The following is a 15,280-nucleotide window of genomic DNA, read 5'->3' as shown; positions in this document are numbered from 1 at the left end:
CCGGCGCGCCGCCGGGCCGGTCACTGTGCCGTCGTTCAGGCCACGCTCAACTCCCGGGACCGCAGCACCCGCAGACCCGCGACGCCGATCGCCAGATCGGCCGCGATCTCGAACAGTGCCGCGAACCAGGAGAATCCGGTGACCCCGGCGGCGGCGGGTGCGTTGATGAAGCTGTCGCTGAGCGGACCGAACCAGTCCGGGAGCAGGTGCACGATCGTGAAACCGATCGCGCTCGCGAAACCGATGAACACCGCGGCGCGTGGGGCCGCCGGGTGCCGCCGGAACACGAGGAACACAGTGAACAGGGCGAAGAGGATTTGCAGGGTGCCGAGGGCGTTCACCAGCGGTGAGGTGGCGTCCATGCCGCGGCGTAGGTGGTCGGCGCCGTGGACCAGGAGGGCGACGGCGAAGACCGCCGTCGTGGCGCGCAGTGTCGAGTCCGGTGCTGTCTCGGTCATCATGTCTCCTGCCGAGCGGGATCGTTTCTACTACACAGTGTAGTTTTGATTGCCGATCCGCGGGAGGTGTTCGGCCGTCACAAATCGGCCACCGGGACGATCCGGGCCCGACGTACGCTCTGTACATGGCGTTGTTGCGGGCGGTGGCCGGGATCGTGGCCGCGGCACTGGTACTCGGTGTGGCGGAGTTGATCGCGGTGTTCACCGGGGCCGGGAGCGCACCCGCGTACGCACTCGGCGCGACGGTGGTCGACCACACCCCCGACGGAGTCAGGGAATGGGCGATCTCGACCTTCGGAACCAGCGACAAGGCCGTGCTGTTCGTGTGCATGGGCCTGGTGGCGCTCGCCGTCGCCGGGGCCGCCGGGATCTTCGAACGGACGGCTCGACCGGTGGGATCGGTCGCGTTCGCGATGTTCGGCGTGGTCGCTGCCGTCATCGGCGCCGGGAGAGCCGGCGGGTTCGCCGGGGCGCTGCCCGCGCTGATCGGTACCGCCGCCGGCATTCTCGCGTTGCGAGGATTGACCGGACGGATCGAGGACACCGCCGACTCGCTGCGATCGGCGCCGGAACCCGCCGCGCCACACCTCGGTGCGGCCACCGCGACGCCGGACGTGAGCGGCGAGAAAAGCCTGGTCCGCACCGGCGCATCGGGTGCGGGGGCCGGGCGGCGGCGCGTGCTCGGCGGCCTCGCGGCGACCGGGGTGCTCGCTCTCGGCGCCGGCCTCGCGGGCCGGCTACTCGGCGGTGCCCGCCACGATGTGACGGCCGAGCGCGCGACCGTCGAATTGCCCAGGGCGACAGCACCGTTGCCGGATCTCCCACCGGATGCCGATCTCCGCGTGCCCGGACTCACCTCGTACCTCACCCCGAACAGCGACTTCTACCGGATCGACACCGCGCTGATCGTTCCCCAGGTGTCCACAGACTCCTGGTCCCTGCGCATCCACGGGATGGTCGACCAGGAGATCACCCTCACCTGGGACGACCTGCTTCGCCGCACCCCGGTCGAGCGCCTGGTCACCCTGGCATGTGTCTCCAACCCGATCAACGGCGACCTGATCGGCAACGCCCGCTGGCTCGGCTATCGCCTCGACGAACTCCTCGCCGAAGCACGACCGCACCCCGGCGCCGACATGGTGCTGTCGCACAGCCAGGACGGCTGGACCGCGGGTTCGCCCCTCTCGATCCTCACCGACGGCCGCGACGCCCTGCTCGCCATCGGCATGAACGGCGAACCCCTCCCGGTCCAGCACGGCTACCCCGCTCGCCTCGTCGTCCCCGGCCTCTACGGCTACGTCTCCGCCACCAAATGGGTCACCGAACTCGAGATCACCCGCTTCGACAAGGCCACCGCCTACTGGACCCGCCGCGGCTGGTCGGCGCAGGGCCCGATCAAAACCGGCACCCGCATCGACACCCCACGCGGGCGCGGCCGAATCCCGCAGGGCCGCACCGTGATCGCCGGTGTCGCCTGGGCCCAGCATCGCGGCGTCACCGGCGTCGAGGTGCAGGTCGACAACGGCGACTGGCGCCCGGCCCGCCTGTCCACCGAGGTCACCATCGACACCTGGCGCCAGTGGACCTACGACTGGGAAGCCACCCCCGGCCAGCACACCCTGCGCGCCCGCACCACCGACACCACGGGCAGCCCCCAGACCCCCGTCGAACAAGACGTCGTCCCCGACGGCGCCACCGGCTACCCCACCCTCACCATCCAGGTGAACTGAAACCTGCCCGCCACGTTCGCACGTGACAGGCAGGCGATTCGACAGCGCGGTCAGGCCGCGGCGTCGGCTTTCTCCCGATCGGGTGCCTTGCCGGCGGACTTGCCGTGGCCGACGAACAGTGCCGAGGCGATGATGCCGATCACCAGAATCGCGGCGGGCAGGATCATCGACTGGGCCAGCGCGGTGCTGAATTCGTCGATGATCTGCGGTGGGAGCGGGCCGGTGGCAGCGCCCTCGCCGACCGGGCCGCCACCACCGAGGCCGTTGGCGGTGAGGCGGGCGGCGATCAGAGCGCTGATCGCGGCGCTACCGAGAACCGAACCGACCTGGCGGGTGGTGTTGTACACACCGGCGCCCGCGCCGGCCTGCGCGACCGGCAGATTGTGGGTGGCGGTCGAGGCGAGCGGCGCCCAGATGCAGGCGTTGGCCAGGCCCGCGACGGCGGCGGCGACCAGGAACCAGACGATCGACGAGTCCGGGCTCATCAGCGCGCCGAAGCACGCCACCGAACCGGCGAACAGCACGAATCCGATCGTCGGCAGCAACCGGGGCGGCAGTTTGTCCGACACCTTGCCGATGAACGGCGCGGTGAAACCGGTGATGATCGCCATCGGTGCGAAGACCAGCGCCGACACGGTCGGCGTCATCTCGCGCACCGCCTGCAGGTAGAAGTACGACGGCACCATCATCGAGGTGACCGCGGCGCCCATCGCGGCGATCGCCAGGTTCGACAACGCGAAATTGCGGTCCCGGAACAGGCTCAGCGGCACCAGCGGTTCGCCCTTGTTGCGCGCCTGGTTGATCACGAACACCACCAGCATCACCACGCCGAAGCCGATCAGCAGCCAGATCCGCAACGACCAGTCCTGCGAATTGCCCTCCTGGATACCGAAAACCAGGGCGAGCATGCCGACTCCGCTGAGGATCACCCCGACGATGTCGAACTTGTGGTCGCTGGTCGGCAGCGCGGGCACCAGCCACACGGCCAGGCCGAACGCGATGATGCCCACCGGCACATTGACGAAGAAGATCCATTCCCAGCCGAGGTTGTCGACCAGCACGCCACCGAGAATGGGCCCGATCAGCGTCGCCAGCCCGGCGACGCCACCCCACAGGCCCATCGCGGCGCCGCGTTTGTCCGGCGCGAAGGTGCGGGTGATCACGGCCATCGTCTGCGGGGTCATCAGCGCGGCGCCGATGCCCTGGGCGGCGCGGGCGGCGATCAGCATGCCGATGCTGCCGGACAGGCCGCACCACAGCGAGGCGGCGGTGAAGACCGCGAGGCCGATCAGGTAGATGTTCTTCGGCCCGAACTTGTCACCGAGCCGGCCGGTGACCAGCAGCGGCACCGCGTAGGTGAGCAGGTAGGCGCTGGTCACCCAGATGACGTTGGAGATGTCGGTGCTGAGCTCGGTCATGATGGCCGGATTGGCGACCGCGACGATCGTCATGTCCAGCAGGATCATGAAGAACCCGACCACCAGCGCGAAGAGCGCTAGCCACGGATTACGTTGGGTGGTCATCGAATGCGTTCCAATCGAGGAGAGGGATTCAGCTTCGGGCGGCCCAGCGGGGCCGGGGCGCGGCGTCGGGGTGATCCCCACTCGGCCATTCGTGGAGGTGCTCGCCGGTGATCCGTTCGCCGGTGCCGGGGTCGAACTGCTCCCACGGCACGGCACCGCTGCCGAGTTCGGCGGCGAAGGCTTCGATCCACGTGAGTTCGGCGTGGATGGTGGCGCGAATGTATTCCAGGACAACGAAATAGCGGCGCGGGATGGCACGGCCGCGCGTCCAGTCGAGCAGCACGTCCATGTCGGCTCGCGACTGAGTCAGGTACTCCACGCGCTCATCGAGCAACGCGACGACCTGCTCTCGCGGGAGGGTGTGCGCTTCGGCCAACGCCACCCGGAAGATCGGATATTCCTGCACCGGCGTCCGCAGCAGCTCGGCGATCCGCCCCCGCAGCGCGGTACGCCCGGAATCGGTGATCCGATAGGTGGTCCGCTCGGGCCGGTTACCGGCCCGGCCGATCCCCTCCGCCGCCACCATCTCGTCGTCGGCCAGCCGGGCCACGACGTGATACAGCGACCCGGGCCGCACCTTGACCAGCAGATCCTCCCGCCGAGCGATCAGCAATTGATACATCTCGTACGGATGCATGGGTCGCTCGTCGAGCAACGCGAGCACCGCGATAGCCAACGGCGTCAACGTAGCCCGCCCGGTCTGCCCCACGCCGCCACCTCCACCTCTATCAATGTTCCCGGCAAAATATTCCACTAGGAATATACGGAGTGGAGTAGTGCCTGGCAAGACAGCGACAACGCCGAGCGCCTACGAGAAACGGCAGGCCAACTGCTGTGCGATATCGCGGCGGACGTGCTCGGCTACCTCGGCCGAGTCAGCTGGGGCTCTGTGATCGAGCCGGTCGACGATCCGGTGATCGCGCTTCAGAGAGCGTGGGCGTCGAGCCAGGCGCGGGCTGCCAGTGCCGGGTCGGTGCCGGTGTCGACCTGGTGGACGAGGTCGATCAGGTCATCGGTGGTCAGTTCACCGGCTACGTAGTTGAGCTTCTTCAGCTGTCGGCGGTCGAAGATGCCGCTGCGGTAGAGGGCGACGATGCTCTGGGAGCGGGCGGCGCCCTCCGGCGCTCCCTCCGTCACGCGGGGGCGCGGGTCTGTGCCGTCCGCAGCGTCGGATACCGAAATTCCCTGCGGGAGAGCCGAGTTGACCGCGGCGACCACTTCGTCCGGTGTGCGCGCCGGGGAGGCGGGGTTCCAGCGGTCCACGAGGGCGCCGTTGCGGGCGGGCAGGACCGCGATGCGACCGGCGTCGAGATCGGTGAGGGGGGTGGCCGATCCGGTGGCGACGGCCGAGTCGACGCCCGCGCGTTCCAGTGCTTGGGAATAGATCTCGGCGAGCAGAACTGATTCCGTGGTCGAATCCCCACCCACCACGACCACCGGACCGGCGTCGTCCCCGGCGCAGGAAATGGTGGCGAAAGCGCAGGTGGCAGCGAGGATCGCGGCGGCGGTTCGACGCACGGCGACCGAGTGCATCCGGCGACACCAACTTTCCGTATTTGCCGTCAACCCGCGCAATTCGGCCCGACGGCGGGCAGTATGAACTACCAGAATGTACCTGTGGCCCCCGGGTCGCACGCACAGCGCACTGCCCGCCTTTGCCGGAAGGACACCAGTGAAAACCGACTTCGCCTCCTCCTCGCCAGGACAACGTCGACCGGCACGCCGCCTCGCGATGCGGGCGGGCCGGGTACTGGTTGCCGCGGTGGCGCTGGCCGCCGCCATGATCGCCTCCGCCTGCGGCAACAACGATCCCCTTGCCGCCAAGGGTGATTGCACCAGCGACGCGTTGATCATCGGGTCGGCCAACTTCCCCGAGTCCGAGACCGTCGCCAACATCTACACCGAGGTGCTGCGGATCAACGGCTTCAAGGTCGACACCAAGTTCGACATCGGCTCGCGCGAGGCCTACATCCCCGCACTGCGCCAGTGCGCGATCTCGCTCATCCCCGAATACACCGGCAACCTGCTGCAATACCTCGACAAAGACGCCACGGCCACCGCCGCGCCCGACGTGAACGCCGCGCTCACCACGGCACTCGGCGACGACCTCGCCATCGCGACGCCCGCCCCCGGCGAGGACTCGGACGCGGTGGTCGTCACCCGTGCCACGGCCGACAAGTGGAACCTGAAGTCCATCGCCGACCTCGCGCCGCACTCGGCCGAGGTGAAGTTCGGCGGGATGGCCGAATTCGCCCAGCGCCCGGGCGGACTGCCGGGCTTGAAGAAGAACTACGGCCTCGACATCACCGACGCCAATTTCGTGCCGATCGCCGACGGCGGCGGCCCCGCGACGGTGCGCGCGCTGGTCGACGGCCAGGTCACCGCGGCCGACATCTTCACCACGTCGCCGGCGATCGCGCAGAACGACCTGGTGGTGCTGGCCGATCCGAAGCACAATTTCGCGGCCCAGAACGTGGTCCCGCTGTTCAACGCCGCGAAGAAGACCGACAAGGCCGTCGCCGTGCTCGACGCGGTCTCGGCCAAACTCACCACCACCGAACTGATCTCGCTGAACACGGCCGTCTCCGGCGACAGCAAGATCGAACCGAAGGCCGCCGCGCTCGCCTGGATCACCGCCCAGGGGCTGAACTCCCCCATCGGCTAGGGCCAGCTGCGCCCCGAGGAGAAATTCAGTGTCCGACATCGAATTCCGCGGAATCGACAAGACCTATCCGAACGGCACACACGCGGTGCGCGATCTGAACCTGCACATCGACTCGGGTTCGTTCACGGTGTTCGTCGGGCCGTCCGGCTGCGGCAAGACCACCTCGATGCGCATGATCAATCGCATGGTCGACCCCACCGCGGGCGCGGTCACCGTCGACGGACGCGACATCGCCACGGTCGATCCGGTGAAACTGCGCCTCGGTGTCGGCTACGTGATCCAGAGCGGCGGGCTGCTGCCCAACCGCCGGGTGATCGACAACGTGGCGACCGTGCCGATGCTGCTCGGGCAATCGCGCAAGGCGGCCCGCGCGGCCGCGCTGGAGGTGATGGACCGGGTCGGGTTGGATCGCGATCTGGCGCAGCGGTATCCGGCGCAACTGTCCGGCGGTCAGCAGCAGCGGGTCGGGGTGGCGCGGGCGCTGGCCGCCGATCCGCCGGTGCTGTTGATGGACGAGCCGTTCAGCGCGGTCGACCCGGTGGTGCGCGCGGAACTACAGTCGGAGATGCGGCGGCTCCAGTCCGAGTTGCACAAGACGATCGTGTTCGTCACCCACGATATCGACGAGGCGATCACGCTCGGCGACAAGATCGCGGTGTTCGGGCTCGGCGGGGTGCTCCAGCAGTACGACACCCCGGAACAGGTCCTGGCCCAGCCCGCAACCGATTTCGTCGCCGGGTTCGTCGGCAGGGATCGCGGCTATCGGGGACTGTCGTTCCGCAGCGCCGAAGCTGTTGCGCTGGCGCCGATTCGGACGGTCGAACCGGACGGCATCGCCGGACTGCGGCTCGCTCAGGGCGAATGGGCACTCGTCGTCGACGAGCGCGGCAAACCGGGCGGCTGGATCGATGTCACCGGCGCGGAACGGGTGCGAGCCGGAAAACCCGTGGCCTCCAGTGTTTCCGCCGGTGGTTCACTGTTCACCCCGGACGGTGATCTCCGGCAGGCACTGGACGCGGCGATCTCCTCCCCCTCGGGCATCGGCGTCGCCGTCGACGAGGCGGGTGCGGTGCGCGGCGGGCTGCTGGCCACCGATGTGCTGACCCAACTCGCCGAACAACGGGAAGCCGAAGACTCCCAACGCAATCAGGAGTTCTTCGCCCAGGGCACCGCGTGAGATATCTGATCGACAACTTCGCCGGCATCATGGCGATCACCCGCACCCACCTGGTGCTGGCACTGGTCCCCCTGCTGCTCGGCTTGGCGATCGCGGTCCCGGTCGGCGCACTGGCGCACGGAAACCGCTGGGCCCGGCGGATCACCACCACCACGTCGAGCCTGGCCTACACCATCCCCTCGCTCGCGCTGTTCGTGATCATTCCGCCGCTGGTCGGCATCTCGATGATCGACCCGCTCAATGTGATCATCGCGCTCACCGTGTATTCGACCGCGCTGCTGCTGATCGCGGTGCCGATGGCGCTGGATACGGTGCCCGACAGCGTGATCGATGCCGCCGACGCCATCGGATTCGGCCGGATGCGACGCACGGTCACCGTCGATATGCCGCTCGCGTTACCGGTTTTCACCGCCTCGTTGCGCGTGGTGGTGGTCACCAACATCGCCATGGTGTCGGTCGGCGCGCTGATCGGCGTCGGCGGGCTCGGGAAGCTGTTCACCCAGGGCTATCAGCGCGATTACCCCGACCAGATCGTCGCGGGCATCATCGTCACCCTGGTGCTCGCGCTGATCTTCGATCGGCTGGTGTTGCTGCTCGGCACCCTCGCGACCCCGTGGACCAGGGCCGACGCGCGCGTGAAAGGGACACGCTCGTGAACCTCTTCGTCGAAGCCTGGCACTACCTGAGCGACAGCGCGAACTGGGGCGGACCCACCGGCATCGAACATCGTCTGCTGCAACATCTGTGGTACAGCTTCCTCGCGGTGGCACTGTCGGCGGTGATCGCGGTGCCGCTCGGGGCCGTCATCGGGCACACGCGCCGCGGCAGCGCGGTGATGGTCGGCTTCGCCAATGCCATGCGGGCGCTGCCGACCCTGGGTCTGCTCACCTTTCTGGTGCTCGGACTCGGGCTCGGGCTGATCCCGCCGCTGCTGGCGCTGATCACCGTCGGCATCCCGCCCCTGCTGGCGGGGGCTTACGCGGGGATCGCGAATGTGCCCGCCGACGTGGTCGACGCCTCGCGGGCCATGGGGATGACCGAGCGCCAGATCCTGTTCCGGGTGGAGGCGCCCAACGCGATGCCGGTGCTGCTCGGCGGGTTGCGCAGCGCCACTCTGCAAGTCGTCGCCACCGCGACCATCGCGGCCTATGTCAACCTGGGCGGGCTCGGCCGCTACATCTTCGACGGGATCGGGCTCTACCGATACGACCTCGTGCTGGTCGGCGCGCTGCTGGTGGCGGTGCTGGCACTGGTGCTCGATGGGCTGCTCGCGGTGGCGGTGTGGGCGAGCACCCCGGGCACCGGCAGGCTCACTCGCACCGGAACCGACCCCCAGATCTCAGTCGTCGCCGAGTAGCGCCCGCAGGTGCGGGTCGTCGGCCAGCACCTGCTGCATCCTGGCACGCTCCCTGGCCCGCTGAGCGGTGGCGTGAATCCACTCCTGCGCGGCCTGCACCATCGCCGCGTTCACCGAAACGCCGGTAGCCGCTGCGGCGGCCGTGAGCTGCTCGGCGACCTCGTCGGGAAGCTGCACGGTGATGGTGGTCATCGTTCGATGATCCCAGACAACGCGACAGCGCCCCCGTTCCGGTCGGAACGGGGGCGCTGTCCGGGAGAAACTAGGCGACGCCCTCGGCGCGCGCGGCTTCCGCGACGGCCTCGGCCACCGCCGGAGCCACACGCGGATCGAGCGGGCTCGGGATGATCTTGTCGACGGCGAGCTCGTCGGCGACGACGCCGAAGATGGCGTCCGCGGCGGCGACCTTCATGCCCTCGGTGATCCGGCGGGCACCGGCGTCGAGCGCACCCTTGAACACGCCGGGGAAGGCGAGCACATTGTTGATCTGGTTCGGGAAGTCGCTGCGGCCCGTCGCCACGATCGCCACGTACTTGGCGGCCACGTCGGGGTGGATCTCCGGGTCCGGGTTGGACATGGCGAACACGATCGCCTCCGGCGCCATCGAGGCGATGAGCTCTTCGGGGATGGTGCCCGCGGACAGGCCCAGGAACACATCGGCGCCGGCGAGCGCGTCGGCCGGGCCACCGGTCAGGCCACGCGGGTTGGAGCGGGCGGCCAGGTCGGCCTTCACACCGTTGAGGCCGTCGCGACCGGCACTGACGATGCCCTTCGAGTCGAGCACGACCACATCGGGCACGCCGGCGGCGATCAGGATGTTCGCGCACGCCACACCGGCCGCGCCCGCGCCGGAGACGACAACCTTCAGCCCGGACATGTCACGGCCCTGCACCGCGGCCGCACCCTTGAGGGCGGCCAGCACCACGATGGCGGTGCCGTGCTGGTCGTCGTGCATGACCGGGCAGTCCAGCGCCTCGATGACGCGACGCTCGATCTCGAAGCAGCGCGGGGCGGAGATATCTTCCAGGTTCACCGCGCCGAAGCTCGGACGCAGGTGGATCAGCGTCTGGACGATCTCGTCGGGATCGGTGGTGTCGAGCACCAGCGGGATCGAGTTCAGGCCGGCGAACTTCTTGAACAGCGCGGCCTTGCCCTCCATCACGGGCAGCGAGGCGCGCGGGCCGATGTCGCCGAGGCCGAGCACGGCGGTGCCGTCGCTGACCACGACCACGAGCCGGTCGGTCCAGGTGTAGGTCTTGGTGAGCGCGGCATCCTCGGCGATCGCACGGCTGACCTGGGCGACACCGGGGGTGTAGGCGATGGACAGATCGCGCTGGGTCTCGAGGGGAGCGCTGAGCTCGACAGACAGCTTTCCACCGAGGTGACCCGCGAAGATCTCCTCCTGGGTGATCGCAGCGAGGCTCGCTGCGTCATCGGCCTTGGGCGCCGCGGTGGCATTCGGTGCGTCAGTCACAGGTGACACGATTTCACTCCTGCTCGAGTCGGGCTCAACCGGGGGACGGTTACCGCCGGGTATATCGGAACTACGAATTTCTGGGGCGCGGGATTGCTACGACGCTGGTTCGCTACGACGCTCATCGGGTGCGCGTCCGCACGCGTTTCACGGTGGCAACCGGTACACGTGGCGCGGCACTGATCCGCCGAGCGGAACCGGACGGGTGTGTCCGGGCGAGCAGAACGGATCGACCAACGCTGCGACGGTGCGTCGCACGGCGGAAAGTCACCGATGTTTCCCCGAACCCGGCGGTGGCAAGGGAAGGGAATCCGCAACATTCTGCCAGCACGATGCGTTGATTGCCAAACCGCGTCATGTGTCGAGCGTAGCCGTGTCGAATTGCCGTGGAGTAAGCGAAAACTCGCAGCGCAGCGGGAACATCCGGTGAACTCTCACACCGTGGCGGGGGTGGCCGCGGTGAGCTCGTCACCGAGCGGCGGCGGCCACTGCTCCCGGCGCACCCAGACGTCGTCGAGCCCACCGCAGCGCAACCGGACCAACCAGTCCGAGTGCGCGGCGGGGTGGTCGATGCGGCGGTGGATACCACGGCTCTCGGCGCGAACGAGCGCACTGTAGCCCGCCCACCTGGCGACAGCGAGCAGGGCAGCCGCCTGGCGTGACCGCAGCTGCCCCACGCCGAGGCCACCGAGTTCGAACTGGGCGCCGGGCCACATCGCGTCCAGTTCGGCGATGCTGTCGGCGAGGCTGCCCGCGCTACGCCGGTAGCTGCGGCGCAGCGGCAGCGTGTGCTCCTGCACCAGGCCGATCACCGACCGCGGGTCGATGTGAGCGTGCGGCCCGAGACCCGCGCCGGGCACCGGACGCGCGCTGCTCGCCCGCTCGTTGGCGACCGCGAACGCGGCGGCGCCCTGCCCCGCCCAGCTGCCCGAGGCCAGCGCCCAGGCACCGTTGAGGCCACCGCAGGCGCCCGCCGCGCCGGTGACGATCTGGCGGCCGGTCACATCACCCGCACCGAACAGGCCGCGGATCGTCGTGGAGCAATCGGCATCGGCGAGGGCCAGCCCGCCCGCGCCACGGATGGTTCCCTCCAGCACCGCCCGCACGGGAACCCGTCCCGCGGCGTCGACCGCGCCGTGCCTGCTCAGCCAGTGCCGGACGGTGTCGGGCACCTCGCTCAGAGCCGCGAAGACCCGGCGCCCGTCCGCGATGGCGGTGAGCGCCGCCGGGTACCGGTCGGGCAGTTCGGCGCCCGCTTCGTCGTAGAGGGCCGCGAAATGCACCGACAGACCGGGCGCGACCGCCGGGTGCGGATGCACTCGCGACAGCACCGGCGCGAGCCCGTAGGCACTGGAGAACTCCATCCCGCACAGTTCGGCGCCTGCCTCGGCCGCCATCAGCAAGCCCTCGCCGGTGCTCACCTCGGTGCCCGCACCGCCGGACAGGAACGCGCAACCGCCGGTGGCGACCACGACCGCACCCGCCCGGATGGCCCACGGCCGAAACTTGTTGTGGCGCTGGACCCCCGCCGCGCCCACCACGGTGCCCGCCGGGTCGACGAGCAATTGCAGCGCCGGATGATGATCGAGAATGCGCACACCCGCCTCGAGCGCGCCGCGCCGAAGCCGGCGCAGATAGCTCGCGCCGTCGAAGTGCGCGTGGGCCGGGTCGCCGTTCGGATCGGGCACGCGATGCCGGGTCCCCGACCAGGTCTGCAATCGCCGGTGGGTCTCGTCGACCACGCGGTGCAGCCAGGCGCGATCACCGAGCGCGCCGCCGGAGACGAACATCTGCTCGACCGCCTCGGCGCGGCCGGGACCGGGCGGAATATCCCAGAGCACGGTCGTGCCGTACACGGTGGGACCGCTGGAACCGCAGCGGCTCTTGTCGACCAGCACCACCCGCGCACCCGTCGCCGCAGCCGAGACGGCGGCCCAGAGCCCGGCGGGTCCACCGCCGAGGATCAAGACATCCGTTTCGATGCTGGTCACAAAGAGAAATATTCGGGCACAATTCACCCGTCCGCAACCATTACGCGGCCGTCAACCCCACCATTGTGTCCAAAGCAATACACCGGCCGTGACCAAGACCGTCACCGACCCGAACAAGGTGGACATTCCGCGACGGCGGTCGGCGAAAACCTGCGCCACGACCACCACGACAGCGGCGACGACATGCCACGCCAGCGATTCGGCGCCCGGCCCGGGAAAGTCGCGGCGCGAGCCGATCACCGCCGCGCCGACGACCACGCACAAGAGCACGAGAACCCCACCCGCGACAACACCGCTGACCGCGCGCACCAGCGTCACGGGGCGATCACCGGCGTCCCGCTCGCCTTGTCGATGAGCGCTTCGTACTGATCGCGATCGGTGCCACACGCGCCGATCGCGATGGTCTTGTTGCTGCCGTGATAGTCCGACGAGCCGGTGCGCACCAGACCCAATTCCCGCGAAAGTCCGGTCAGCACACGGCGATCGGCCTCGCTGTGATCAGGGTGGTCGATCTCGAGCCCACCCAGGCCGAGCCCGGCCAGCTCCCTGATGTCGTCGAGCGCCAGCAGCCTGCCCCGCTTCCGTGCGCGAGCATGGGCGATCACGCTGACCCCGCCCGCGGCCGCGATCAACCGCACGGCCCTCGGCAACGGAGTGTCGGCCTTCTCGGCGTAGTACGGCCCGTGCGGCGCGAGCAGATCGATGAACGCGGCGTTCACGCTCTCGACGACTCCCGCCCCGACCAGCGCCTGCGCCAGATGCGGCCTGCCCACCGCCGGACCCGCGCTCGCCATCACCGCGACGGGATCGATCGGCAGGCCGTCGGCCGCCATCTTCTCGGCCATCGCCCGCACCCTGGCCACCCGCTCGGCGCGCAACCGCTCGCGTTCCTCGGCGAAACCGCGATCGGTGGGGTCGAACAGATACGCCAGCAGGTGCACCGGCACCGGGTAACCGTCCTCCCCCATGCCCGTGCACGACATCTCCATGCCACGCACCAGGGTGAGCCCCGCGGGGCGGGCGGCCTCGGCCTCGGCCCAGCCACCGGTCGTGTCGTGGTCGGTGATCGCGACGACGTCGAGGCCGGCCGCCGCGGCGTGCCGCACCAGTTCGGCGGGGGTGTCGGTGCCGTCGGAGGCGGTGGAATGGGTATGCAGGTCGATGCGCACACTTCAGTCTTACAGTGCGGTGTCGGGTCTCGCGCATTCCCGGGTGCACGCGGACGGTGCCCGTAGGATCCACTCGGTGCCCTCATTTCCGCCGATGCCCTCGTTCCACGGGCCCGATCGCGCGACGAAAACGCCGCGACCGCAGGTCCGGGTGCCGACCGCGCGAGCGATCGTCGACTGTGGGGTCTATGTCGACGGCGAGCGGCGGCCGGGACATTTCACGCCACAACAGGCGCTCACCGAGGCGGAGAAGACCGACGCGGGATTCGTCTGGATCGGCCTGCACGACCCGGACGAGCGGCAGATGAACGACATCGCCTCGATCTTCGACCTGCACCCACTGGCCGTGGAGGACGCGGTGCAGGGTCGGCAACGCCCCAAGCTCGAGCGCTACGGCGACACCCTGTTCCTGGTGCTGAGCACGGTCCGCTACGTCGAACACGACATCGCCTCGACCAGCGAGATCGTGGAGACCGGCGACATCATGGTCTTCACCGGCCCACGCTTCGCCGTCACGGTGCGCCACGGCGAACACACCCACCTGTCCACTGTGCGCCACGAGCTGGAACAGCAACCCGATCAGCTCAAATACGGACCGACCTCGGTGCTGCACGCCGTCGCCGACCACATCGTGGACACCTACGTCGACGTCACCGAATCCGTCGGCAGCGATATCGACGAGATGGAGGAGGCGGTGTTCACACCCACCTCGAAGATCGGCATCGGCTCGATCTACCAGCTCAAACGCGAAGTGGTGGAACTGCGAAGGGCGGTCGCACCACTGGCGGTTCCGCTGGAACGGCTGGTGAACAACACCGACCTACCGGTGCCGACCGAGATCCGTCGCTATCTGCGCGACGTCGCCGACCACCAGGCCAGCGTCTCCGATCACGTCAGCTATTTCGACGAGGCGCTCAGCGGGTTGGTCAATGCCGCGCTGGCCAAGATCAGCGTTCAGCAGAACACCGATATGCGCAAGATCTCGGCCTATGCCGCGATGGCGGCGGTACCGACGATGATCGCGGGCGTCTACGGAATGAACTTCGACCACATGTGGGAACTGCATCAGGTGTGGGGCTATCCCGTGGTGCTGATCGTGATGGGAGTGCTGTGCGCGGTGCTGCTCCGCAGCTTCCGCCGCAACGGGTGGCTCTAGAGATTCACCGCACCGCGCTCGGGATCACGCACGTCGATACCGGCCTCGGCCCAGGCCTCGCGCAGCGCCGCAGCACCGCGCACCCGCACCCAGGCGGCCTCGGTCGCGGTCACCGGGGTGACGCTGAGATAGCGCACCGGGTCGGCCGGGTCGGGCAGCGCGATCGCGGGAATGTCGCTCTCGCCGAGCACGACCGCGGTGAACTTCGCGTTGCGCCACAACGGTTCTCCGAGATCGAGTAGCGCGTCGGCCTGCAGCACCACGCCTTCCACCGCGGGCGAGGCGACCAGCACACCGAGGGATTTGGCCACCCCGACCTGCGGGTCGGCACTCATCAACAGTGTCAGAACCAGTTCCGCGCGCGGTCCGCGCACCGGGTCGGCCAGCAGATCGGACGGATCACCCATCGGGTGCCGGGAACCGCCCAGCGTCGCGTAGTGGATCGCGCCGTCGCCCGGGATACGCAGGATCTCGACGGGTTCGAGCCCGAGGAAGGTCAGCGACGCCGAATCGACCTGCGCGCGTTCGACACCGAAGTGGTCCAGCACCGCGGTGCGGACCGTGTTCTCCACATCCATCG

16 protein-coding genes are annotated in these 15,280 nt (G+C 69.0%); 6 read left to right on the top strand and 10 right to left on the bottom strand.

What is annotated here, in order from left to right; all coding sequences use genetic code 11:
• Positions 1–35: 35 nt before the first annotated feature.
• Entirely contained in the window at positions 36–458 is a 423-nt protein-coding gene (locus ACFWFP_RS22860; RefSeq protein WP_379298101.1) for a hypothetical protein, read from the bottom strand.
• A 125-nt stretch (positions 459–583) separates the two neighbouring features.
• Between ACFWFP_RS22860 and ACFWFP_RS22855 the strand changes: the two genes are divergently transcribed.
• Positions 584–2,188: a molybdopterin-dependent oxidoreductase gene (locus tag ACFWFP_RS22855; RefSeq protein ID WP_379298099.1), complete on the top strand. Its 1,605-nt coding sequence runs from the start codon at positions 584–586 to the stop codon at positions 2,186–2,188.
• A gap of 50 nt (positions 2,189–2,238) precedes the next feature.
• Here ACFWFP_RS22855 and ACFWFP_RS22850 read toward each other — a convergent pair whose 3' ends face one another.
• The 3 genes from ACFWFP_RS22850 to ACFWFP_RS22840 all read right to left on the bottom strand — a co-directional run bounded on the left by ACFWFP_RS22850 (position 2,239) and on the right by ACFWFP_RS22840 (position 5,244).
• The gene (locus tag ACFWFP_RS22850) at positions 2,239–3,711 is read right to left on the bottom strand and encodes a DHA2 family efflux MFS transporter permease subunit (protein WP_379298097.1); all 1,473 of its coding nucleotides are present in this window, start codon (positions 3,709–3,711) and stop codon (positions 2,239–2,241) included.
• Positions 3,712–3,739: 28 nt separating this feature from the next.
• Positions 3,740–4,420 (bottom strand): PadR family transcriptional regulator, encoded by a 681-nt coding sequence (locus ACFWFP_RS22845; RefSeq protein ID WP_379298095.1) that lies wholly within the window; start codon positions 4,418–4,420, stop codon positions 3,740–3,742.
• Between the two features lie 215 nt (positions 4,421–4,635).
• Positions 4,636–5,244: a hypothetical protein gene (locus tag ACFWFP_RS22840; protein ID WP_379298093.1), complete on the bottom strand. Its 609-nt coding sequence runs from the start codon at positions 5,242–5,244 to the stop codon at positions 4,636–4,638.
• Positions 5,245–5,443: 199 nt separating this feature from the next.
• On the opposite strand from ACFWFP_RS22840, the gene ACFWFP_RS22835 reads away from it, so the two are divergent.
• From ACFWFP_RS22835 to ACFWFP_RS22820, 4 genes are read left to right on the top strand one after another with little or no spacing between them, the layout of a single operon-like run.
• A complete protein-coding gene (locus tag ACFWFP_RS22835) occupies positions 5,444–6,376 on the top strand; it encodes an ABC transporter substrate-binding protein (protein WP_379298362.1) in 933 nt (310 codons plus the stop codon).
• A gap of 28 nt (positions 6,377–6,404) precedes the next feature.
• A complete protein-coding gene (locus tag ACFWFP_RS22830) occupies positions 6,405–7,553 on the top strand; it encodes an ABC transporter ATP-binding protein (RefSeq protein WP_379298091.1) in 1,149 nt (382 codons plus the stop codon).
• Positions 7,550–8,209 (top strand): ABC transporter permease, encoded by a 660-nt coding sequence (locus ACFWFP_RS22825; protein ID WP_379298089.1) that lies wholly within the window; start codon positions 7,550–7,552, stop codon positions 8,207–8,209. The genes ACFWFP_RS22830 and ACFWFP_RS22825 overlap by 4 nt, the downstream gene beginning before the upstream one ends.
• Complete coding sequence (locus ACFWFP_RS22820) at positions 8,206–8,910, top strand: ABC transporter permease (protein ID WP_379298087.1); 705 nt, start codon at positions 8,206–8,208, stop codon at positions 8,908–8,910. Before ACFWFP_RS22825 ends, ACFWFP_RS22820 begins: the two co-directional genes overlap by 4 nt.
• On the opposite strand, the gene ACFWFP_RS22815 is transcribed toward ACFWFP_RS22820, so the two are convergent.
• From ACFWFP_RS22815 to ACFWFP_RS22795, 5 genes are all read right to left on the bottom strand, one after another.
• On the bottom strand, positions 8,893–9,102 hold the full coding sequence (locus tag ACFWFP_RS22815; protein WP_379298085.1) for a ribbon-helix-helix protein, CopG family: 210 nt from the start codon (positions 9,100–9,102) through the stop codon (positions 8,893–8,895). The two genes, ACFWFP_RS22820 and ACFWFP_RS22815, sit on opposite strands and share 18 nt — an antisense overlap.
• A 70-nt stretch (positions 9,103–9,172) precedes the next feature.
• The gene (locus ACFWFP_RS22810; protein WP_379298083.1) at positions 9,173–10,393 is read right to left on the bottom strand and encodes an NADP-dependent malic enzyme; all 1,221 of its coding nucleotides are present in this window, start codon (positions 10,391–10,393) and stop codon (positions 9,173–9,175) included.
• A gap of 425 nt (positions 10,394–10,818) precedes the next feature.
• Positions 10,819–12,375 (bottom strand): FAD-binding protein, encoded by a 1,557-nt coding sequence (locus tag ACFWFP_RS22805; RefSeq protein WP_379298081.1) that lies wholly within the window; start codon positions 12,373–12,375, stop codon positions 10,819–10,821.
• Positions 12,376–12,426: 51 nt separating this feature from the next.
• Positions 12,427–12,693 (bottom strand): hypothetical protein, encoded by a 267-nt coding sequence (locus ACFWFP_RS22800; protein WP_379298079.1) that lies wholly within the window; start codon positions 12,691–12,693, stop codon positions 12,427–12,429.
• Complete coding sequence (locus tag ACFWFP_RS22795; protein WP_379298077.1) at positions 12,690–13,544, bottom strand: PHP domain-containing protein; 855 nt, start codon at positions 13,542–13,544, stop codon at positions 12,690–12,692. Before ACFWFP_RS22795 ends, ACFWFP_RS22800 begins: the two co-directional genes overlap by 4 nt.
• Before the next feature lie 67 nt (positions 13,545–13,611).
• Between ACFWFP_RS22795 and ACFWFP_RS22790 the strand changes: the two genes are divergently transcribed.
• Entirely contained in the window at positions 13,612–14,700 is a 1,089-nt protein-coding gene (locus tag ACFWFP_RS22790; RefSeq protein ID WP_379298361.1) for a magnesium and cobalt transport protein CorA, read from the top strand.
• Here ACFWFP_RS22790 and ACFWFP_RS22785 read toward each other — a convergent pair.
• Positions 14,697–15,278 (bottom strand): suppressor of fused domain protein, encoded by a 582-nt coding sequence (locus ACFWFP_RS22785; RefSeq protein WP_379298075.1) that lies wholly within the window; start codon positions 15,276–15,278, stop codon positions 14,697–14,699. The two genes, ACFWFP_RS22790 and ACFWFP_RS22785, sit on opposite strands and share 4 nt — an antisense overlap.
• Positions 15,279–15,280: the final 2 nt, after the last annotated feature.

Origin of the sequence: Nocardia sp. NPDC060249 (assembly GCF_042728755.1) — a bacterium.
Classification (GTDB): Bacteria; Actinomycetota; Actinomycetes; order Mycobacteriales; family Mycobacteriaceae; genus Nocardia.
Note: the sequence above shows the minus strand (reverse complement) of the source record. Positions and strands in the feature narration are given on the sequence as shown.

Excerpts from the sequence above, each read along its gene's own strand:
- ACFWFP_RS22860 (WP_379298101.1), bottom strand. The coding sequence starts at position 458 with ATGACCGAGACAGCACCGGACTCGACACTGCGCGCCACGACGGCGGTC.
- ACFWFP_RS22855 (WP_379298099.1), top strand. The coding sequence starts at position 584 with ATGGCGTTGTTGCGGGCGGTGGCCGGGATCGTGGCCGCGGCACTGGTA.
- ACFWFP_RS22850 (WP_379298097.1), bottom strand. The coding sequence starts at position 3,711 with ATGACCACCCAACGTAATCCGTGGCTAGCGCTCTTCGCGCTGGTGGTC.
- ACFWFP_RS22840 (WP_379298093.1), bottom strand. The coding sequence starts at position 5,244 with ATGCACTCGGTCGCCGTGCGTCGAACCGCCGCCGCGATCCTCGCTGCC.
- ACFWFP_RS22835 (WP_379298362.1), top strand. The coding sequence starts at position 5,444 with ATGCGGGCGGGCCGGGTACTGGTTGCCGCGGTGGCGCTGGCCGCCGCC.
- ACFWFP_RS22815 (WP_379298085.1), bottom strand. The coding sequence starts at position 9,102 with ATGACCACCATCACCGTGCAGCTTCCCGACGAGGTCGCCGAGCAGCTC.
- ACFWFP_RS22785 (WP_379298075.1), bottom strand. The coding sequence starts at position 15,278 with ATGGATGTGGAGAACACGGTCCGCACCGCGGTGCTGGACCACTTCGGT.